This is a genomic window from Brevundimonas sp. FG128 (assembly GCF_057809775.1).
The window spans coordinates 758288-778668 of record NZ_JBMDKP010000001.1 but is presented as its reverse complement, the minus strand read 5'-3'; the positions used below and the strand labels follow the sequence as shown (position 1 = coordinate 778668).

The following is a 20381-nucleotide window of genomic DNA, read 5'->3' as shown; positions in this document are numbered from 1 at the left end:
CCTTCTGATTACGAGGCGGAGGCGTTGGAAAGGACTTCCCAGCGCTTCAGTTTGGACTTCGGGGCGCACTCGACGATGCGAGCGATGTCGCCGACTTTGAGCGCGTTGGCTTCGTCGTGCGCGTGATACTTCTTCGAAAGACGAACGATCTTCTTCAGAACAGGGTGCAGCAGCGTGCGCTCCACCTTCACGACGACGGTCTTTTCGCCCTTGTCGGACACGACCACGCCTTCAAGAATTCGCTTGGGCATATTCGTTTCCTTACGAGGCCGCACGCTTCTCGCGCAGAAGCGTCGAGATGCGAGCGATGTCTTTGCGGACTTCACCAACGCGGTGAGTCTTTTCCATTTGGCCGGTGGCCGCCTGGAAGCGCAGGTTGAACTGTTCCTTCTTGAGCTTCAGCAGCTCGTCGGACAGTTGGTCGGTCGTTTGCGACCGCAGATCGGCGATCTTGGTCATTAGGCGGCTACCTCGACATGAGCGACGCCGGCGTCGATACGGGTCACGACCTTGGTGCGGACCGGCAGCTTGGCGGCGCCGAGACGGAGCGCTTCGCGGGCGACATCGTCCGGAACGCCGTCGATTTCAAACAGGATACGGCCAGGGTGGCAGCGCGCGGCCCAGTGGTCCACGGCGCCCTTGCCCTTACCCATCCGGACTTCGGCCGGCTTGCCCGTGACGGGCAGGTCGGGGAAGACGCGGATCCAGACTCGGCCCTGACGCTTCATCTGGCGCGTGATCGCGCGGCGAGCCGCCTCGATCTGACGCGCAGTGATGCGTTCCGGCTCCAGCGTCTTCAGGCCATACGACCCGAAGTTCAGCGAGAAGCCGCCCTTGGCCGAGCCATGGATCCGGCCCTTGAAGGCCTTGCGGTACTTGGTCTTCTTCGGTTGCAACATGACTTAGTTCTCACGTCCCCGGTCGCGACGCGGACCGCGGTCGCCACGGGGGCCGCCGCGTTCGCGGCCTTCGTTCGAGGACGGACCCGACGCTTCCTGGGCCCAACGCTTGTCCTGCGCCATGGGATCGTGCTCCAGCACTTCACCCTTAAAGACCCAGACCTTCACGCCGATGATGCCGTAGGTCGTCTTGGCTTCGTAGAAACCATAGTCGATGTCGGCGCGCAGCGTGTGAAGCGGCACGCGACCTTCGCGATACCATTCCATCCGCGCGATTTCGGCGCCGCCCAGACGGCCCGAGACATTCATACGAATGCCCTTGGCGCCCAGACGCATCGCCGACTGCATCGAACGCTTCATGGCGCGACGGAAGGCCACGCGGCGTTCCAGTTGTTGCGCGATGTTCTCAGCGATCAGTTGCGCATCGGTTTCCGGCTTGCGGACTTCGATGATGTTCAGGTGAACTTCACCTTCGGTGCGCGCCGAGATGTCCTTGCGGAGCTTCTCGATGTCAGCGCCCTTCTTACCGATCACGACACCCGGACGGGCGGCGTAGATGGTGATGCGGCACTTCTTGTGCGGACGCTCGATGATGATGCGCGACACGCCGGCAGCGCCCAGACGTTCCCGCAGCCACTCGCGCAGCTTCAGGTCCTGGTGCAGCAGGCGGGAGTAGTCGGCGCCCGCGGCGAACCAACGGCTGTCCCACGTACGGTTCACGCCAAGGCGCAGACCGATCGGATTGATTTTCTGACCCATCAGGCGGCCTCGCCGGCTTCACGGACCACGATGGTGATCTCGCTGAACGGTTTCAGGATGCGCGACGAACGACCACGAGCACGGCTCGCGAAACGCTTCATCACCAGGTTCTTGCCCACATAGGCCTCGGCGACGACAAGGTTGTCGATGTCGAGGTTGTGGTTGTTCTCGGCGTTCGAGATCGCCGAATACAGGACCTTGCGGACGTCGGTCGCGATACGCTTACGGCTGAATTCCAGCTCGTTCAGCGCCTTCTGGACCGGCATGCCGCGGATCGATGCGGCGACCAGGCCCAGCTTTTGCGGGCTGATGCGTACGTTGACCAGCTTGGCGCGGGCCTCGGTCGGGGCGACCCGACGCTCATTTTTTGTCTGGGCCATCAGTTACTTCCTTTTGGCCTTCTTGTCCGCCGCGTGACCCGGGAAACTCCGGGTCGGGGCGAACTCGCCGAGCTTCATGCCGACCATCTCTTCCGAGACCGACACGGGCACGTGCTTCTGACCGTTATGGACGCCGAACGTCAGACCGACGAACTGCGGCAGGATGGTGGAGCGGCGCGACCAGGTCTTGATCACGTCCTTGCGGCCCGACGATTGAACGGCGTCGGCCTTCTTGAGCAGATACCCGTCGACAAACGGGCCTTTCCAGGAGGAGCGGGCCATTCTTAGCGAGCCTTCTTAACGTGGCGGGTACGGATGATGTACTTGTCCGTAGCCTTGTTCTTGCGGGTACGAGTGCCCTTGGTGTCCTTGCCCCACGGGGTAACCGGGGTACGACCACCAGAGGTCCGGCCTTCACCACCACCGTGCGGGTGGTCGATCGGGTTCATGGCGACGCCGCGAACGTGCGGGCGGAAGCCCATGTGACGCTTGCGACCGGCCTTGCCCAGGTTCTGGTTCATGTGGTCGGGGTTCGAAACCGCGCCCACCGTGGCGATGCAGCCGTCCAGGACCATGCGCAGTTCGCCCGAGCCGAGACGGATCTGGGCGTAGCCCTGATCGCGACCCACCAGCTGGGCGTAGGCGCCGGCCGAACGGGCCAGCTGAGCGCCCTTGCCCGGCTTCATTTCGATGTTGTGGATGATCGTACCCACCGGCATCGAACGGAGCGGCATGGCGTTGCCCGGCTTCACGTCGGTCTTTTCGCCCGCGATCACCGTGTCGCCGGCCTTAAGGCGTTGCGGCGCGATGATGTAGGTCTTCTCGCCGTCTTCGTAGGTCACGAGGGCAATGAAGGCCGTGCGGTTCGGATCGTATTCCAGGCGCTCGACCGTGCCGACCATGTCCCACTTGCGACGCTTGAAGTCGATCTTGCGGTACAGGGTCTTGGCGCCGCCGCCACGGAAGCGGACCGCGATGCGACCGCCCTGCCCGCGTCCGCCCGACTTGGTCAGGCCTTCGGTCAGCGACTTTTCCGGACGGCCCTTGTGGAGCTCCGAACGGTCGACCAGCACGAGGGCGCGACGGCCCGGCGAGGTCGGATTGTAATGTTTCAAGGCCATCTGATCAGAGCCCCGTGGTGACGTCGATCGACTGGCCGTCGGCCAGCGTCACGATCGCTTTTTTGATGTCGACCCGGCGACCCAGGATACCCCGGAAGCGCTTGGTCTTGCCCTTTTGAACCAGGGTATTGACCTTCAGGACGTTGACTTTGAACAGGCTTTCGACCGCCGCGGCGATCTCGTCCTTGGTCGCCGTGTCGGCGACGCGGAAGACGACCTTGTTCTGCTCGGACAGGATCGTGGCCTTCTCGGTGATGATCGGCGAGAGGATCGTGTCGTAGTGTTTGGCGGTAGGTTGAGCGGCCATTACGCGGCTTCCTTATCGCTGAAGCGGGCCTCGATCGCCTCGATGGCGGCCTTGGTCAGGACCAGCTTGTCAGCCCGCAGGATGTCATAGACGTTCAGGCCGGCGTTCGGCAGCACGTCGATGTGCGGGATGTTGCGAGCGGCCAGGCCGAAGTTCGTGTCGACTTCGGGACCCGCGATGATGAGAGCCTTGGTCCAGCCCAGCTTGCCGAGCGTCTCGCGCAGCGAGGCGGTTTTGGCTTCCTTGACCGAGACGGTGTCGACGATGATCAGGTCGCCCGACTTGGCCTTGGAAGACAGGGCGTGACGCAGGGCCAGCGCGCGGATCTTCTTCGGCAGCGAGAAGCCGTGATCGCGAACGATCGGACCAAAGGCGCGCGAACCACCAACGAACTGCGGTGCACGGCGCGAACCGTGACGAGCGCCGCCGGTGCCCTTTTGCTTGTACATCTTCTTGCCCGTACGAGAGTTCTCGTTGCGGGTTTGAACCTTGTGCGTACCGGCGCGGCGCTTGGCCAGTTGCCAGTTGACGGTGCGGGCCAGGATGTCGCCGCGGATGTCGGAGATGCCGAAGACGGCGTCCGACAGTTCCACGTCGCCAGCAGCCTTGCCGTCGAGCTTGATGACAGAGAGTTTCATTACGCTTCACCGCCTTCGGTCGCTTCGACGGGGGCTTCTTCAGCCGGGGTCGAGGCGGGTTGAGCAGCAGACTTGCTCGACTTCAGCGCACCGGGGAACGGAGCGTCAGCCGGACGAGCCTTCTTGATGGCGTCGCGAACCTTGACGTAGCTGCCGTCGTGACCGGGGACAGCGCCCTTGATCAGGATCAGGCCACGCTCGGCGTCCACGCGGACGACGGTCAGGTTCTGGGTGGTGACGGTTTCCGTGCCGTAATGGCCGGCCATCTTCTTGCCGGGGAACGTGCGACCCGGGTCCTGACGGTTACCCGTCGAACCGTGCGAACGGTGCGAGACCGAAACGCCGTGGGTGGCGCGAAGGCCGCCGAAGTTCCAGCGCTTCATGGCGCCGGCGAAACCCTTACCGATGGTCTCGCCCTGGATGTCGACCTTCTGGCCCACCAGGAAGTGTTCGGCCGACAGCTCGGCGCCCACGTCCAGCAGACCATCCGCATCGACGCGGAACTCGGTCACATAGGCTTTCGGTTCGACTTCCGCCTTGGCGAAGGTCTCGCGTTGAGCCTTGTTAGTGTTCTTGGCCTTCTTCGTGCCAGCACCCAGCTGGAGGGCGACGTAACCGTCACGCTCCTGGGTACGTTGGCCGACGACTTGGCAGCCGTCGAGCTGAAGCACAGTGACCGGTACGTGCGCGCCGTCATCGGCGAACACGCGGGTCATGCCCAGCTTCTTGGCGATCACGCCCGTGCGCATCGGATCCCGCCTCTTTCTACTTTAAATCTTGATCTCGACGTCCACGCCGGCGGACAGGTCGAGCTTCATGAGCGCGTCCACGGTCTGCGGGGTGGGGTCGACGATGTCGAGCACGCGTTTGTGCGTGCGGATTTCAAACTGCTCACGCGACTTCTTATCGACGTGCGGAGAGCGGTTCACGGTGAACTTCTCGATCAGGGTCGGCAGCGGAATCGGACCGCGAACGGTCGCGCCGGTGCGCTTGGCTGTATTGACGATCTCGCGCGTCGAGAAATCGAGGACGCGGTGATCAAAGGCCTTGAGCCTGATGCGGATGCTTTGATCCATATCGGTGCTTACTTCCAATGCGGTCGGAGGACCGCGTCCCTGTGAACCATTTCAAAGACCGAAGGCCTTCGGGCAAAAAGCCCTCAGGGAACGCAAATCCGCAAAAACGATCGGCCCACGCAGTCGCCCGCGAAGGCCGTTGAATCCCAAGAAGCTGCAAAGAACAGTGACTTAGGTCGTTCCTGCGGACCGCGTTTGCACCGAAGTGCACAGCCGGTCCAACAAGAGTGGTGGCTTATGCCTACCGATTCTGATTTCGTCAAGCGCGCAAACCGGTGCTGACACAGGATTTCGTCAGGCCGTTTCCAACGCCGGCGCCGGGCGCGAAATCGGCCTGGGCCGCCCGGCTTCATCGACCGCCACCATGACGAACTCGGCCGCCGCAGACCGTCGCCGCTCGCCGGTCAGCAGTCCCTCGGCCCACAGTTCGACCTCTATGGTCACCGAAGTCCGACCGACCTTCGTCGCGCGCGACGCCAGTTCGATCATGTCGCCTTCTCTTATGGGAGAGGAGAAGTCGATGCGGTTCGACGCCGCCATGACCATGACGGCCCTGGCCTTGCGGGTCGCGCAGATGAAGGCCGCCTTGCCCATCAGCTTCAGCGCATCGCCGCCGTAAAGCGTGCCGTAGTGATTGGTCCAGGTCGGAAAGACCATCTCCACAGCCCGCAGCCAGCCGTCGTCCACGGGCGTGTCTTCCTGCAAAGGCGGCAGATCGCCCTGCCCTTCCCCGCGCGGCGCCACCATATTGAAGACGCCCCGCGTGCACAGCCGCCGCTCGCCGCTGACCGGCGCCTCAGCCCAGAGTTCGACCTCGACACCCATCGACGTGCGCCCGACGCGCACGACCTTGCCCGTCGCCTCGACCATCTCGCCGATCCGGGCCGGTGCGGCGAAGTCTATCCGCTCGCACCCGGCCGTCACGGTGGGCCGCCGCGCATGACGCGCAGCGGCCAGGAAGGCGACCTTGTCCAGGTGCGCCAGACCGACGCCCCCGAACAATGTGCCGTGGTGGTTGGCGTCCCCAGGGAACACCATGTCTATAAGCGTGACGCTCACGCCCGCGCCGCCTCTTGCCGCGCGGTCTTCGCGGCCGAGACCATATTGGTCAGCGCCGCCTCGGTTTCGGGCCAGCCCCGCGTCTTCAGTCCACAGTCCGGGTTCACCCACAGCCGATCCGCCGGCAGCTTGCCCGCCGCCGCCGTCAGCAGGGCCGCGATCTCTTCCACCGACGGCACGCGCGGCGAGTGGATGTCATAGACGCCGGGCCCGATCTCTGCCGGATAGCGGTAGTCGGAGAAGGCGTCGAGCAGTTCCATCCGCGACCGCGAGGTCTCGATGGAGATGACGTCCGCATCCATGGCCCCGATGGACTGGATGATGTCGTTGAACTCGGAATAGCACATGTGGGTGTGGATCTGGGTCTCGTCCCGTACCCCGGAGGCCGTGATGCGGAAGCTCTCCACCGCCCACTCCAGATACCCCGCCCAGTCCGCCCGACGCAGCGGCAGGCCTTCGCGCAAGGCCGCCTCGTCGATCTGGATCACGGCCGCGCCCGCCGTCTCCAGGTCCGTCACCTCGTCGCGGATGGCGAAGGCGATCTGGCGGCAGGTTGTGCTGCGCGGCTGGTCGTCGCGCACGAACGACCAGTTCAGGATCGTCACCGGCCCGGTCAGCATTCCTTTCATCGGCCGGTCGGTCAGGGATTGGGCGTAACGCCACCACTCCACCGTCATCGGCCTGGGCCGCGATACGTCGCCATAGATGATCGGCGGCCGCACGCAGCGCGAGCCATAGGACTGCACCCACGCCGCCTTGGTGAAAGCAAAGCCTGACAGCTGCTCGCCGAAATACTGCACCATGTCGTTGCGCTCGAACTCGCCGTGCACCAGCACGTCCAGCCCCAGGTCCTCCTGCCATTTCACCGTCCGCGCGGTCTCCTCGCGCAGGAACCGGGCATAGGTCGCATCGTCGATGACGCCCTTGCCGTGGTCCGCCCGCGCCTTGCGGACCTCCGAGGTCTGCGGGAAGGAGCCGATGGTCGTGGTCGGATAGGCCGGCAGGTTCAGCCGGCGCTGCTGCACCCCGCGCCGGATCTCGAAGCTGGAGCTTCGGTTCGCCAGCGCCGGATCGGCATCGGCCGCCCGCGCCTGCGCCCTGGGATCATTGATGCGCGGCGAGGTGCGGCGCGAGGCGACCGAGGCCGTCGAGGCGTCCAGTTCGGCCTTCACCGCCGACCGACCTTCGTTCAGGGCCCGCGCCAGGATCGCCAGTTCGCCAACCTTCTGTACCGCGAACGCCAGCCAGTCCTTGATCTCCGCATCCAGCGCCGTCTCCCGATCAAGGTCGATGGGCGTGTGCAGCAGCGAGCAGGACGGCGCGATCACCACCTGACGACCAGCGGCCACCAGCGGCTCGACCCGGTCCAGCACGGCGTTCAGATCGGCCTTCCACACATTGCGGCCGTCGATGACGCCCAGTGACAGCACCTGATCGGGACGAGCGGCCGACGCCACCTGCGCCAGCTGTTCCGGCGCGCGGACCAGATCGATGTGCAGACCCTGCACCGGCAGCTTCAGCGCCGTCTCCAGATTGTCGCCCAGCGCCCCGAAATAGGTCGTCAGCATCACCTTGATCGGCGGCGTCACGTCCGTCAGCACGCGATAGGCCAGATCATAGGCGGCCTTCGCCTCGTCGCTCAGATCGGTGACCAGGCAGGGCTCGTCCAACTGCACCCAGGTCGCCCCCGCCCGCGCCAGCGAGCGCAGCACCTCGGCATAGACCGGCAACAAACGCGGCAGCAGGCTCAGCACGTCGAAGGCCTCGCCGCGCGTCTTGCCCAGCAGCAGATAGGACACCGGCCCCAACAGCACCGGCCGGGTCTCGATCCCCTGCGCCCTGGCTTCCAGATATTCGTCCAGCGCCTTGGTCGAACCCAGGCGGAACACCTGGTCGGCCGTAAACTCAGGCGCAAGATAGTGGTAGTTGGTGTCGAACCACTTGGTCATCTCCATCGCCGGCACGCCCCCCGAGGCGGGATTGCCTCCGCCATGAGTGTGACCGTGCTTGCAGACCTGGGCGTCGCCGCGCGACCCACGGGCCATGGCGAAATAGGTGGCCAGATCGACCCGTTCTCCGCTCCAGCCGAAGGCGGCCGGCACAGCCCCGACCATGGCCGTCAGATCCAGCACCTGATCATAAAGAGAGAAGTCGTTGGACGGCACGATGTCGGCGCCCAGCTCGCGTTGCCGCGCCCAGGTCAGGCCGCGCAGCTCGGCGGCGGTGGACAGCAGGGTCTCTGCGTCGATCTTGCCGGCCCAATGGGCTTCGAGCGCGGTCTTCAGCTCCCTCTTGGGGCCGATGCGGGGAAAGCCGAGGGTGGCGACCTGGACGGTATGGCGGGTCATGACATTCGAAACCTGTGCTGTGGCCAGGTTTCGGACAGGGTCGCGCGGACGCCGTCGCGGACGCAAAGGGTCCGGCGGCGCGCATGCGGCCTGACCGGGCACCCCGCCGGAGGACGTTATCTGTCGGGGCAGGTCTCCTGGCTCACGGGTCGACGCCTCGGGCCCGGCCTTCCCGGCGCGAACGCCAGTGACACGAGATGGACCCTCGACTCGCCGCTTACAGTTGCGGGGGCAGCGCCGGTGTCTCACCGGCTTCCCTCTTAGCTCCACGCACCCCGAGGAGCGCGCGGAGACCACGACAACCCGACATGACCCCAACCAAGCGCGGCCGTCAATACATATAAGGATATGCTTATATGATTATGCGGATTACCCAGCATTAACCGCTTGCCCCATCAAGTGCGCGCAAGTGACACATTCCGACCACAACGCGTGATTTATCCGCCACATCACAGTTTCAAGACACTTATGTAACGACGATTTATTGCTCAGCTTCGTCCGCATACTGATAGCAGGCGCCCTCCCCGGACCCCCATCCGGGCACAGACTGCTAAGGACAAAAGAAAATGAAGACGATCCTCCTCGCCTCGGCCGCCGCCGCTCTGTTCGCCGCCCCGGCCTTCGCCCAGGACGCCATCGGTTCGGTCGGCGTGACCTATTCCAACCCGTCGTATGACGCCGGCCCCGTCGATGTCGACGCCGACGTCTGGACCGTGGACGGAACCGTGGCCCTGCCGGCCGCCGACTGGACTGTGACCCTGAACGGCGCCGTCGACCACGTCGAAGCCTTCGGTGAGAACGAAACCACCGGCGCCGCCGCCGCCCACCTGACCAAGATGTGGTCCTCCGACATCCGCGCCGGCGGCTTCGTCGCCGCCAACGGCATCGGCACGGGCGATGATCCCATCTGGACCGTCGGCGCCGAAGCCCAGAAGTATCTGGCCAACGCGACCCTGACCGGTCAGGTCGCCTACACCACGGCTGATGACATCGACGCCGACATCTGGACCGTTGGTGGCGACGCCGCCTTCTACGTCATGCCGAACCTGCGCCTGAACGCCGGCGTCAGCTACAACAACGTCGACGTCACGGGCGACGACGTGGACGCCTGGACCTACGGCGTGGGCGCCGAGTACGAAATAGAGAACACCCCGTTCTCGGTCGGCGCCGCCTACACCCGCGCCGACATCGACTCGCTCGACGTCGACACCTGGTCGCTGGGCGTTCGCTACTCGTTCGGCGGCGGTCTGCAAGCGCGTGATCGCGCCGGCGCCGGCCTGGGCGTTTCGTCCATCGTCAGCGTCCTGGGCGGCCTGTAAGACACGGCCTCCCTCACGGGATGAGGACAAGCCCCGGCGGAGCGATCCGCCGGGGCTTTTTCTTGCGCGGCGCACGAAAAAGGCCCCCAGGGTTCCACGACCGGGGGCCTTTCCTCTCGCGGCGGAGAGACGGGTCTTAACGCCCGATCTGCAAGGTTCCGGATCCGACGACGGTGCGCGATACGGCGCCGGTGGCCGCGCCGACGCGGACATCGCCCGATCCGGCGATGGCGACGCTCAGGTCGCGCGTGGTCCCGCCGTAGCGGACATTGCCCGAACCGCCGATGGCGACCGACAGCTTGTCCATCCGCCCCTGACGGACATTCACCCCGCCGGAACCGCCGATCGAAATGTCGCCCTCCCCGCCAGCGCTGGCGATTTCCACGCTGCCCGAGCCGCCCACGGCCGCCTTCAGGTTTCCGGTCGCGCCGGCTGCGATCGAGCCCGACCCGCCGACATTGGCCTCCAGCGAGCGCGACGTGCCCGCGCGGATCGACCCCGAACCGCCGACGCCCAGTTCCAGATCACCGTCCACATTGGCGATGTTCCAGTTGCCGCAGCCGCCGCTGTTCAGGTCGATGGACCGCGCGCCGCGCCCGACCGAGCCGAACACTGCCCCGCCCGCGCTCAGTTCCACGTTGCGCGGCGTCCGCAACACGATCAGCGGCGCGTCCTCCAGGCGGATCCGCCCCAGGTCGCGCACCTCGGCCGTCGCGCCCTGGCCCGGCTGGGACGCATCGGCCCGGCCGGCGTTGCAGTTGCGGATGCCGCTGTTGTTCCCCCACATGCCGTTGCGACGAAGCCCGCCATCGATCCGCACGTCCCGGCCGTTGCGGCGAACCTGAATGGTCGGCAGACGTGAACGGCCTTGCGTCACCTCGACGCCGATGTCCTGGCGGTCCTCGACGATGACGACCACGCGCGCCACGGCGTCGCGGATCTCGACTTCTGCGGCCGAAGCGGGCGCGGCGGCCAGGCCCGCCAGTGTGGCGGCTGCGGCGGCGATCAGTACGGTCTTCATGTGCGGCTTCCCTTTCCCGAATGTGAGGAGAAGGTGCGCGCCGCCCACGCCCAAGTCATTTTAACTCGAGGTCATGAACTCGAATTAACGGGCGGGCCTTAGCGCCCCGGCCCCGTCCGCCGCCCCGACCTCAGGCTCGAAGTCACGCTGGAAGTTCGCGATCTTGCTCTTCATCGCCCCCGTCCGCTTCAGCGCCAGCGACGCGGCCCAACGCGCCGCCAGCTCCGGCGTCGTCATGCCGTCGGTGAAGCGTGGCCGGCCGCCCCGGCTGCGGATCACCGCATTGGTGAACAGGGCCCCATTCCTGAACCGCGACGGCCAGGTCTGGAAATCCATCGACAGGCTGACGCAGAACCGGTCCAGATTCTCCACCCGGTGCGGCGCATACAGCGGCCAGGTCAGCGCCCGCCCCGGCTCCAAATCCATGACCTGAGCGTCAGCCTCGAACGCCATTGTATAGGGCAGCTCCTCGGTCGTCTGACGCGCCACCACCTGTTCCATATTGCGCTCGGGCAGATGCCCCTCGTCGCCCGGATAGACGAACAGCCGCTTGCGCCCGCGCAGGTGGAACAGCACCACCCCCGCCGCGTCGAAATGATAGGGTACCCGCGCCTTGGGCGACGACAGGATCAGCTGGCCGGCGTTCTTGACCGCCCGCATCCCCGGATAGGTCGCCTGGATCGCTGTGAAATCCTTCATCGCCGCCGCCCACAGCTCGGGCCAGCCCGTCTCGACCCCGCGCAGATTGACCCACAGCCGACCCTGTTTGATCGCCTCCAGCAACTCCTCACCCGACAGCCGCCCGCGCGCGCCGGTGCGCAAGCTGACCTGCCCCTCGTCGTCGTAGTCATACAGGTTGATATCGAACAGCTCGGCCGGATAGCGATCCAGCACGGCCGCCAGCGCCGCGTCCTCGGCGAAGCCCTGATCGATCAGCGTATGGGCGTGCGTCTTCGCCTCGGCGATCGGTCCCGGATAGCGGGTGCGGCGTTCGGTCATGCTCATATCCTCAAGCGTGGGCGACGCGCGCCGGCGTCTTCTTGCGGGCGGCGGCCTTCTGGACGGCGGATCGCGCTGCGACCGCAGCCCCCCTCAACCGCCCGACCGGCGTGGCCTCGCAGGCTTCAATGGTGGCCCAGCGCCGACGCAGAGACGACCTTACAGCCTCGCCCCGTCCGCCGGCGCGGTCCAGCACGCCCACGGCGGCGTCTCCCAAGACCTGGGTCACGCCGGGCCGCATCACAACGGCCTCGCGCACCGTCTGGCGCGCGTTGACGAAATACTTCTTGTAGCTCTCGCCCTCGAACCCGAAGTCGAACACCCGGAACCCCTCGGCCGCCGCCAGCCGCATCGTGTCCATGCTCAGCAGTATGCCGGGTGAACAGCGCGCCAGCGCCGGCTCATAGACCGGGAACCAGAAATGATAGTGCCGCCCGGCGTGCAGCGAGAACTCCACCGCCACCAGCTTGTCGCCCGCATGCATCGCCGCCATCGAGGCGCCGAAGTCCGCGCGCGGCTCGCTCATCAGCGCCTGCAGCAAATCCCGCGTCCAGCCGCAGGCGAAGATGTCGTGCAGGCCCGACCGCCGATACTGCGCCGCCTTCAGCGCGATCAGATGATCCAGCAGCGCCGGATCGCGCAGCCCCCGCTCCACCCGGATCGGCCCCAGTTCGGCCTCCAGACTGCGGCGCGCCCGTTCCTTGTCCTTGAAATACTTGCCGAAGGTCGAGCGCCGCTCGGCGTACCAGGCGTCATATCCCGGCTCCGGCATCTCCACCTGGACCGTCTCGCGCGCCTGCCCGGTCTCGCCGGCGCCGATCCAGCCGGGCACGTTCAGCCGCTTGGCCTTCAACAGCCGCGCCACCTCTTCCAGCGTGATCGTCTCGCCTGCGGGCGCGATGACGCCGTGATAGTCGTTCATCGGCGCGCCCAGCGGCTGCACCGCTCCGCCGCGCCGCTGATGCGGGAAGAAGCCGACGATCTCGCCATCCCGCCGAAACACCGCGATCGCCGCGCCCGGACAGACCCGCGAGGCGATCTCGGCATACTCCCAACGGAAATAGGGGCTGGCCAGATCGGGATTGGCAGTTGTCCACCCACGCCACAGGGCGACGGCGGCGGCGTCCAGCGCCCCCGCCTTTATGATCTCGACCTGCAGCAATCCGGTCATGCGCGTCCTCATGCGACCTCATGCAGCAAGGTCCGTTCCAGCCTCATCCTGCGCCTCGGCCCGTTTCGGCACGGTTCACCGGCATGGTGAACGCGCGTTGACGGGAGCCGCCCCGCCCCCTGCGCGTTCCCTCGTCCCAAGGAGACGACCATGACCGATTCACGCCCCGACGACCGCAAGGTCGAAAACGAAAACCTTCGCCCCGACGCGCCGGGTCAACCGCCGCGTCCCGCCACCGAGCCCAAGGGCGCGGAAGGGTCGTCCAACTCCGGCGAGACCGAAACCGATCCCGCCACCGGCGAGCAGAACTGACCGTACCCTACCCGCCTGTTCCTCCGCCCGTGCCGAAAGTCCCGAATGAACCGATCCCCCTGTCTCGCCGCCGCCCTCGCCGTCCTGGCGCTATCCGCCTGTTCGCCCCCGTCTGAAAACGCCGAGGCGCCTGCATCCGCCCAGGTCGGAGAAACCGGCCCCCTTTCGCGCGACGCCATCGAAAACACCGCCTACACGCCGCCGCCCGCCCAGCCCTCGGGCCTGGCCCAGGACCCAGCATCCGCCCAGAACGGCCAACCTGTCCAACCGCCCCAGCCCCAGCCCGCGCTGATCCGCGCCCAGGTCCTCCTGGAGCGGGCGCGGTTCTCGCCCGGCGCCATCGACGGTCTGGCCGGATCGAACATGCGTCAGGCCGTAGCCGCCTTCCAGAAGGCGCAGGATTTGCCGGTCAACGGCGAACTGAACGCCGAGGTCTTCGGCCGCCTTCGCGCCGCGGGCCAGGGCGCGATCACCACGACCTATGAAATCACTCAGGCGGACGTCTCCGGGCCCTATCTCGGCACGGTCCCGACCGAACTGGAGGCCCAGGGCGAGGCGTCGCACATGGGGTATGCCAATGTGGTCGAGGCGCTGGCCGAACGCTTCCACGTCACCGAGCCGCTGCTGCGAGCCATGAACCCCGGCGCAGATTTCGGCCGCGCAGGCCAAAAGCTGCTCGTGCCCGCCGTCAATCGGACGCCCCTGCCCGCCGACGTCGATCATATCGACATCAACAAGGACGAGGGCTCGGTCAAGGCGTTCGACGCGGACGGAAAACTGATCGCCTATTTCCCCGCCACCATCGGCAGCGGTGACAATCCGACGCCGACCGGCACGGTCAAGGTCAACGGCGTGGCCCGCAATCCCGACTATACCTTCGACCCCTCAAAGCTCAGCTATGGCGACAGCAAGAAGAAGGTCATCGTCAAGCCTGGCCCGAACAATCCGGTCGGCGTGGTCTGGATCGACCTGAACAAGCCCAGCTACGGCATTCACGGCACGCCGGATCCGGAAAAGATCGGCAAGACCGCCTCGCACGGCTGCGTGCGCCTGACCAACTGGGACGCCTGGATGCTGGCCGACAAGGTCAAGCCCGGCGTCACCGTGCGCTTCACCTGATCAGTGGACGGCGCCGAACGGCGTCCCGTCCCAGAAGGCGCACTGGTGGCGTTCGAAGAAGTCTTCGTCCAGCCGGTCGCCCTCGGGTGCGAACACCCGCACCGGCCCCGCACCCTCCACGCGGGGCCAGTCGGCACCAAAATCCTGATGACCGAACCCGGCCCATAGCGCCTGCATCCGCTCCGATAGCGCCCTTTGCTGCGGCGTGAACCGCTTCACGTCGGCGAACACCCAGCGGGTTCCGAACACATAGGCCAGTTCGCTGGCGTGATAGGCGCCCAGGTCCAGCCCCACGATCCAGGCGGGCAAGACGAACGGGGCGTCCCGGTCCGCAAACTCATAGCCCCAGGTCGGCACATAGCGCGACAGCTGCCGCCTCAGCGCCTGTGACGGGCAGGCGAACCTTTGATCAGTGAAGTTGGCGGCGATGGCGTAGGCCGGCCCGTCCTCTCCGACCGGATAGCGGTCCAGCACCCGCTGGCCCTGATCGCCGTACATCCAGACCGTTTCCTTCTGATAGCGGTCCATGTCCTGGACCTCATTGGCGAACAGTCGCCCCTCGTCGCGGTTGGTGCCGACGATGACGGGAACCCGCGTGAACCGGCCCTGGTCGAAGGCCACGGCCGGGCTTTCAGGCACCGTCCGGTCGGTATGCACCGGCCCCCACGACCCCGGTCCGTTGATGCCCGCCCGTACCGAGGCCGCCCGCGCCACCCGCCAGGCCGGCAGCGCCTTCAGACAGACGACCTGGTCGTCGCCCGTGCATCCCAGCCGCTCGGCGAACAGGGGGCCGGACGCTGCGGCCTGTTGCGCGCTGACCAGGGATGACGGCTCCAGGCAGCCGCTGCTTTGCAGGATGACCCGCTGGTACAGCCCCTCGGACTGCGGCGACGCCATCAGATAGCAGGCGGTCCACGCACCGGCGCTTTCGGCGAACAGGGTGACGTCGGCCGGATCGCCGCCGAAGGCCGCGATATTCCGATTCACCCATTTCAGCGCCGCCTGCTGGTCCAGCAGCCCGAAATTGCCGCCGTACCCCTCGCCCTCCGCCTCGAACTGCGGATGCGCCAGCCATCCCAGCGCGCCCAGCCGATAGTTCATCGTCACGACCACCCGCCCCTGGTCGCGCGCCAGTTTCGACGGGTCGTAATTGGCCCCCGCCCCCACGGTGAAGGCGCCGCCGGGCAGATAGACCATCACCGGCCGTCGCTTGGTCGCCTCGCCCCCCGGCGCATAGACGTTCAGATACAGACAGTCCTCGGAACCGACCACGATCCCGCCGCCTCCGCCCAGGATGGAGCGCCGCCCCAGCGCTTGGGTGCAGTCCGCCCCGATCCGCGTCGCATCGCGCACGCCCGACCAGTCCTCGACCGGCTGCGGCGCCCGCCAGCGCAGATCCCCCACCGGCGGCGCGGCATAGGGCAGACCCAGAAACGCCCGCGTTCCCGCCCCGTCCACGCCGCGCACCACGCCGTCTTCCGTCGTGGCCAGCGCAGGCTTCGCGTCGCTGGCGAGCCGGACGTAATCAACCTTGCCGGGATGGGTGGCGCAGGCCGAGAGCGCCGCGAGGCACGCAAGCAACGAGATCAGACGCATCGTGAACCTTGGCTGTGGGCAGACGCCCATAACGCCCGAACGCGGGCGACGTTCAAATCTCCAACCGCCCCCGCACAGCAAAACGGCCCCCGGATTTCTCCGGGGGCCGCTCTGTTACGCTACTGTATCCATTCGGCCTCAAGCAGCGCGTGAGCGCGTTAGGCCAAAAGAATGTGTCGACTACTCGATGATCTTGGCGACGACGCCGGCGCCGACGGTGCGGCCGCCTTCACGGATGGCGAAGCGCAGGCCCTGGTCCATGGCGATCGGGGTGATCAGTTCGACGTTCAGCTCGGCGTTGTCGCCGGGCATGATCATCTCGACGCCTTCCTTCAGGTGAACGATGCCGGTCACGTCCGTCGTGCGGAAGTAGAACTGCGGGCGATAGTTCGTGAAGAACGGGGTGTGACGACCGCCTTCTTCCTTGGTCAGGATGTAGGCTTCGGCCAGGAACTTGGTGTGCGGCGTGATGGAGCCCGGCTTGCACAGCACTTGGCCGCGCTCGACGTCTTCACGCTTGGTGCCGCGCAGCAGGACGCCGACGTTGTCGCCGGCTTGACCCTGGTCCAGCAGCTTGCGGAACATTTCGACGCCCGTGCAGGTCGTCTTCTGGACCGGACGGATGCCGACGATTTCGACTTCTTCACCGACCTTGACGATACCCTTTTCGACGCGGCCCGTGACCACGGTGCCGCGGCCCGAGATCGAGAAGACGTCTTCGACCGGCATCAGGAACGGCAGGTCGACCGGACGTTCCGGCTGCGGGATGTAGGCGTCGACGGTTTCCATCAGGGCCAGCACGCGCTGCTCGCCGATTTCCGGGTTCACGCCATCGGTCGCGGCCTTGGCCGAGCCCTTGGTGATCGGAATGTCGTCGCCGGGGAACTGGTAGCTGCTCAGCAGCTCGCGCACTTCCATCTCGACCAGTTCCAGCAGTTCTTCGTCGTCGACCAGGTCGACCTTGTTCATGAAGACCACCAGGGCCGGCACGCCGACCTGACGGGCCAGCAGGATGTGCTCGCGCGTCTGCGGCATCGGGCCGTCGGCGGCCGACACCACCAGGATCGCGCCGTCCATCTGCGCGGCGCCCGTGATCATGTTCTTCACATAGTCGGCGTGGCCGGGGCAGTCGACGTGCGCATAGTGACGGTTGGCCGTCTCATATTCCACGTGGGCGGTGTTGATCGTGATGCCGCGGGCCTTTTCTTCCGGCGCAGCGTCGATGTCGGCGTAGTTCATCGCCTTGGCGCCGCCGGCCTTCGCCAGCGTCATCGTGATCGCAGCCGTCAGCGTCGTCTTGCCGTGGTCAACGTGACCAATCGTGCCGATGTTGCAGTGCGGCTTCGTGCGTTCGAACTTTTCCTTGGCCATCTTCTAGCTCCTAAGGTCCCCGAACCGGGGTTCCTGCAGTTTGGGGGTTAAGGACGCCCGGTCCTTACGGTCCGGGCGCTTTTAGGTCCGCTTTCCGAAAAGGGAAAGCTTAGGCGTACTTCTTGATCACTTCGTCGGCGACGTGCTGCGGCACCGGCTCGTAGTGGTCGTATTGCATCGTGAACTGGGCGCGGCCCTGCGACATGCCGCGCAGCGTGTTCACATAGCCGAACATGTTGGCCAGCGGCACGAAGGCGTTCACGACGGTGGCGTTGCCGCGCATGTCCTGACCCTGGATCATGCCGCGACGGCCGTTCAGGTCGCCGATGACCGAGCCGAGGTATTCCTCGGGGGTCACGACCTCGACCGCCATGATCGGCTCGAGCAGCTTCGGCGCGCCCTTTTCCTTCAGTTCGCGGAAGGCGGCGCGGGCCGCGATTTCGAACGCCAGCACGCTGGAGTCGACGTCGTGGTACTTGCCGTCCGTCAGGGTCGCCTTGAAGTCGATCAGCGGGAAGCCGGCCAGCAGACCCGAGTCCTTGATGGAGTTCAGGCCCTTTTCGACGCCGGGGATATATTCCTTGGGCACCGCGCCGCCGACGATCGAGTTCTCGAACACGAAGCCCGAGCCCGGCTCGCCGGGTTCGAAGGTCAGCATGACGCGGGCGAACTGGCCCGTACCGCCGGTCTGCTTCTTGTGGGTGTAGTCGATGTCGACCTTGCGGCCCAGCGATTCACGATAGGCGACCTGCGGCGCGCCGATGGTGGCCTCGACCTTGTAGGTGCGCTTCAGGATGTCGATCTTGATGTCCAGGTGAAGCTCGCCCATGCCCTTCAGGATGGTCTGGCCCGACTCGTGGTCGGTCGAGACGGTGAAGGACGGATCTTCCGAGGCCAGCTTGGCCAGGGCGACGCCCAGCTTCTCCTGGTCGGCCTTGGTCTTGGGCTCGACCGAGATCTCGATGACCGGCGCCGGGAATTCCATCTTCTCCAGGATGACGGGCGACTTGATCGGATCGCACAGGGTGTCCCCGGTGCGGGTTTCCTTCAGGCCGGCCAGGGCGACGATGTCGCCGGCGTAGGCTTCCTTGACGTCTTCACGGTTGTTGGAGTGCATCTGCAGCATCCGGCCGACGCGCTCTTTCTTGTCGCGGCTGGAATTCAGCAGGCTCATGCCCGTTTCCATCTTGCCCGAATACAGGCGGCAGAAGGTCAGCGAACCGACGAAGGGGTCGTCCATGATCTTGAAGGCCAGGACCGACAGGGGCTCGTCGTCCGACGCCTTGCGGACAACGGGCTCTTCCGTCTTGAAGTCGATGCCCGGCGTCGGCGGGATGTCCAGCGGCGACGGCAGGTAGTCGACGACGGCGTCCAGCAGCGTCTGCACGCCCTTGTTCTTAAAGGCCGAGCCGCACAGGATCGGATAGAAGGCGCCGGTCAGCACGGCCTTGCGGATGCACTTCTTCAGCACTTCGACCGAAGGCTCGGTGCCTTCGAGGTAGGCTTCCATCGCCTCGTCGTCCAGTTCGACGGCGTTGTCGATCAGGTACTGACGGGCTTCGTTGGCCTTGTCGACCAGGTCCGCCGGGATCTCGCCGACCTTGAAGTTGGCGCCCAGGGCGTCGTTGTCCCAGACGACCGAACGCATTTCGACGATGTCGACCAGGCCGGTCAGCGAGCTTTCGGCGCCGATCGGGAACTGGATCGGCACGGCCTTGGCGCCCAGGCGGTCGCGGATCGACTGGACCGAGGCGTCGAAGTCGGCGCCGATCTTGTCCATCTTGTTGACGAAGACGATGCGCGGCACCGAATATTTGTCAGCCTGGCGCCAGACGGTTTCGGTCTGCGGCTCGACGCCGGCGTTGCCGTCCAGCACCGTCACGGCGCCGTCGAGCACGCGCAGCGAACGTTCGACTTCAATGGTGAAGTCCACGTGGCCGGGGGTGTCGATGATGTTGAGGCGCTTTTCTTTCCAGAAGGCGGTCGTCGCGGCGGACGTGATGGTGATGCCGCGCTCCTGCTCCTGGTCCATCCAGTCCATGGTCGCGGCGCCGTCGTGGACTTCGCCGATCTTATGGTTCTTGCCGGTGTAGTACAGGATCCGCTCGGTCGTCGTCGTCTTGCCCGCATCGATGTGGGCCATGATGCCGAAGTTGCGGTAGTCCTGGAGCGCGTGCGTACGTGCCATGGAAACGTGCCTTGAAAGTTTTCAGGACGCTGAGGGCGCCCACGGAAGGATGTCGGTGTTCGGATAAGCGAGTGCGGGCGATTTAGCTCAAACCGCCCGCACCGGATAGCCTTAGATAGGAACCGCCCATTACCTTTGAAAGGGAGACGGTTGTAAGACGCTTACCAGCGATAGTGGCTGAAGGCGCGGTTCGCCTCGGCCATCTTGTGGGTGTCTTCGCGCTTCTTGACTGCGGTGCCGCGGTTGTTCGAGGCGTCCAGCAGCTCGGCGGCCAGCTTTTCGGTCATGGTGTTTTCACCGCGCTTGCGCGCGGCGTTGACCAGCCAGCGGATGGCCAGGGCGCGGCGACGGTCCGGACGGACTTCGACGGGCACCTGATAGGTGGCGCCGCCGACGCGACGCGAGCGGACTTCGACCGACGGGGCGACGTTGTCCAGCGCGGTGTGGAAGGTCTCGACCGCAGTCTGCTCCTTCTTCTTGTCCGCCAGGATGTCGAAGGCGCCGTACACGATGTTTTCGGCGACGGCCTTCTTACCTTCGTACATGACGTAGTTCATGAACTTGGTGACGATCAGGTCCCCGAACTTGGGATCCGGCAGAACTTCGCGCTTCTGGGCGCGGTGACGACGCGACATGGGTTATTCCTCTTGGGTCCCGACGGTCGCCGGGAAGGTCTCGAAAAGGTCTCCGGGCGCGAC

23 protein-coding genes and 1 riboswitch are annotated in these 20381 nt (G+C 65.8%); of the genes, 3 read left to right on the top strand and 20 right to left on the bottom strand.

Annotation, left to right across the window (positions count from 1 at the left end; genetic code table 11):
* Nucleotides 1-8 precede the first annotated feature (8 nt).
* From rpsQ to metE, 13 genes are all read right to left on the bottom strand, one after another.
* Nucleotides 9-251, bottom strand: a complete 243-nt coding sequence (gene rpsQ, locus ACODSC_RS03885; RefSeq protein WP_008262472.1) for a 30S ribosomal protein S17 — start codon at nucleotides 249-251, stop codon at nucleotides 9-11.
* Nucleotides 252-261: 10 nt separating this feature from the next.
* Nucleotides 262-459 carry a 50S ribosomal protein L29 gene (rpmC, locus tag ACODSC_RS03880; protein ID WP_008263673.1) on the bottom strand — a complete coding sequence of 66 codons (198 nt, stop codon included), beginning with the start codon at nucleotides 457-459 and terminating at the stop codon, nucleotides 262-264.
* Nucleotides 459-899 carry a 50S ribosomal protein L16 gene (rplP, locus tag ACODSC_RS03875; RefSeq protein WP_087119314.1) on the bottom strand — a complete coding sequence of 147 codons (441 nt, stop codon included), beginning with the start codon at nucleotides 897-899 and terminating at the stop codon, nucleotides 459-461. Before rplP ends, rpmC begins: the two co-directional genes overlap by 1 nt.
* 3 nt (nucleotides 900-902) lie before the next feature.
* Complete coding sequence (rpsC, locus tag ACODSC_RS03870) at nucleotides 903-1658, bottom strand: 30S ribosomal protein S3 (RefSeq protein ID WP_159844791.1); 756 nt, start codon at nucleotides 1656-1658, stop codon at nucleotides 903-905.
* On the bottom strand, nucleotides 1658-2038 hold the full coding sequence (gene rplV, locus ACODSC_RS03865; RefSeq protein ID WP_159844793.1) for a 50S ribosomal protein L22: 381 nt from the start codon (nucleotides 2036-2038) through the stop codon (nucleotides 1658-1660). Before rplV ends, rpsC begins: the two co-directional genes overlap by 1 nt.
* 3 nt (nucleotides 2039-2041) lie before the next feature.
* The gene (rpsS, locus tag ACODSC_RS03860; protein ID WP_488811947.1) at nucleotides 2042-2320 is read right to left on the bottom strand and encodes a 30S ribosomal protein S19; all 279 of its coding nucleotides are present in this window, start codon (nucleotides 2318-2320) and stop codon (nucleotides 2042-2044) included.
* A 2-nt stretch (nucleotides 2321-2322) separates the two neighbouring features.
* Nucleotides 2323-3159: a 50S ribosomal protein L2 gene (rplB, locus tag ACODSC_RS03855; protein ID WP_008259904.1), complete on the bottom strand. Its 837-nt coding sequence runs from the start codon at nucleotides 3157-3159 to the stop codon at nucleotides 2323-2325.
* Nucleotides 3160-3163: 4 nt separating this feature from the next.
* A complete protein-coding gene (locus tag ACODSC_RS03850; protein ID WP_304937258.1) occupies nucleotides 3164-3466 on the bottom strand; it encodes a 50S ribosomal protein L23 in 303 nt (100 codons plus the stop codon).
* Nucleotides 3466-4104 (bottom strand): 50S ribosomal protein L4, encoded by a 639-nt coding sequence (rplD, locus tag ACODSC_RS03845; protein WP_488811944.1) that lies wholly within the window; start codon nucleotides 4102-4104, stop codon nucleotides 3466-3468. The genes ACODSC_RS03850 and rplD overlap by 1 nt, the downstream gene beginning before the upstream one ends.
* The gene (gene rplC, locus ACODSC_RS03840) at nucleotides 4104-4853 is read right to left on the bottom strand and encodes a 50S ribosomal protein L3 (protein WP_055753390.1); all 750 of its coding nucleotides are present in this window, start codon (nucleotides 4851-4853) and stop codon (nucleotides 4104-4106) included. The genes rplD and rplC overlap by 1 nt, the downstream gene beginning before the upstream one ends.
* A 21-nt stretch (nucleotides 4854-4874) precedes the next feature.
* Nucleotides 4875-5180, bottom strand: a complete 306-nt coding sequence (gene rpsJ, locus ACODSC_RS03835; RefSeq protein WP_003164367.1) for a 30S ribosomal protein S10 — start codon at nucleotides 5178-5180, stop codon at nucleotides 4875-4877.
* 294 nt (nucleotides 5181-5474) lie between these two features.
* Nucleotides 5475-6239, bottom strand: a complete 765-nt coding sequence (locus tag ACODSC_RS03830; RefSeq protein ID WP_488811941.1) for an acyl-CoA thioesterase — start codon at nucleotides 6237-6239, stop codon at nucleotides 5475-5477.
* The gene (metE, locus tag ACODSC_RS03825) at nucleotides 6236-8587 is read right to left on the bottom strand and encodes a 5-methyltetrahydropteroyltriglutamate--homocysteine S-methyltransferase (protein WP_488811939.1); all 2352 of its coding nucleotides are present in this window, start codon (nucleotides 8585-8587) and stop codon (nucleotides 6236-6238) included. Before metE ends, ACODSC_RS03830 begins: the two co-directional genes overlap by 4 nt.
* A 110-nt stretch (nucleotides 8588-8697) precedes the next feature.
* Nucleotides 8698-8900: riboswitch (cobalamin riboswitch) on the bottom strand.
* A 253-nt stretch (nucleotides 8901-9153) separates the two neighbouring features.
* Here metE and ACODSC_RS03820 point away from each other — a divergent pair.
* Nucleotides 9154-9906 (top strand): porin, encoded by a 753-nt coding sequence (locus tag ACODSC_RS03820; protein WP_488811937.1) that lies wholly within the window; start codon nucleotides 9154-9156, stop codon nucleotides 9904-9906.
* A 136-nt stretch (nucleotides 9907-10042) separates the two neighbouring features.
* On the opposite strand, the gene ACODSC_RS03815 is transcribed toward ACODSC_RS03820, so the two are convergent.
* The 3 genes from ACODSC_RS03815 to ACODSC_RS03805 all read right to left on the bottom strand — a co-directional run bounded on the left by ACODSC_RS03815 (nucleotide 10043) and on the right by ACODSC_RS03805 (nucleotide 13097).
* Nucleotides 10043-10927 carry a head GIN domain-containing protein gene (locus ACODSC_RS03815; RefSeq protein WP_488811935.1) on the bottom strand — a complete coding sequence of 295 codons (885 nt, stop codon included), beginning with the start codon at nucleotides 10925-10927 and terminating at the stop codon, nucleotides 10043-10045.
* 84 nt (nucleotides 10928-11011) lie between these two features.
* Nucleotides 11012-11926, bottom strand: a complete 915-nt coding sequence (locus ACODSC_RS03810) for a transcriptional regulator (RefSeq protein WP_488811933.1) — start codon at nucleotides 11924-11926, stop codon at nucleotides 11012-11014.
* A gap of 10 nt (nucleotides 11927-11936) precedes the next feature.
* Nucleotides 11937-13097 (bottom strand): GNAT family N-acetyltransferase, encoded by a 1161-nt coding sequence (locus tag ACODSC_RS03805; protein ID WP_488811931.1) that lies wholly within the window; start codon nucleotides 13095-13097, stop codon nucleotides 11937-11939.
* A gap of 150 nt (nucleotides 13098-13247) precedes the next feature.
* On the opposite strand from ACODSC_RS03805, the gene ACODSC_RS03800 reads away from it, so the two are divergent.
* Together ACODSC_RS03800 and ACODSC_RS03795 are read left to right on the top strand one after the other, a co-directional pair.
* Nucleotides 13248-13409 (top strand): hypothetical protein, encoded by a 162-nt coding sequence (locus ACODSC_RS03800; RefSeq protein WP_488811929.1) that lies wholly within the window; start codon nucleotides 13248-13250, stop codon nucleotides 13407-13409.
* Between the two features lie 45 nt (nucleotides 13410-13454).
* Nucleotides 13455-14528 (top strand): L,D-transpeptidase family protein, encoded by a 1074-nt coding sequence (locus ACODSC_RS03795; protein WP_488811927.1) that lies wholly within the window; start codon nucleotides 13455-13457, stop codon nucleotides 14526-14528.
* Here the strand turns inward: ACODSC_RS03795 and ACODSC_RS03790 are convergent, their stop codons facing one another.
* The 4 genes from ACODSC_RS03790 to rpsG form a co-directional block, all read right to left on the bottom strand.
* Nucleotides 14529-16124, bottom strand: coding sequence for a carboxylesterase/lipase family protein (locus ACODSC_RS03790; protein WP_488811925.1), 1596 nt, complete (start codon nucleotides 16122-16124; stop codon nucleotides 14529-14531). It abuts the gene before it with no gap.
* Between the two features lie 180 nt (nucleotides 16125-16304).
* Nucleotides 16305-17495, bottom strand: coding sequence for an elongation factor Tu (gene tuf / locus ACODSC_RS03785; RefSeq protein ID WP_488811881.1), 1191 nt, complete (start codon nucleotides 17493-17495; stop codon nucleotides 16305-16307).
* A gap of 109 nt (nucleotides 17496-17604) precedes the next feature.
* A complete protein-coding gene (gene fusA, locus ACODSC_RS03780) occupies nucleotides 17605-19683 on the bottom strand; it encodes an elongation factor G (protein ID WP_488811923.1) in 2079 nt (692 codons plus the stop codon).
* A gap of 161 nt (nucleotides 19684-19844) precedes the next feature.
* Nucleotides 19845-20318 (bottom strand): 30S ribosomal protein S7, encoded by a 474-nt coding sequence (gene rpsG / locus ACODSC_RS03775; protein ID WP_267513794.1) that lies wholly within the window; start codon nucleotides 20316-20318, stop codon nucleotides 19845-19847.
* Between the last annotated feature and the right edge of the window lie 63 nt (nucleotides 20319-20381).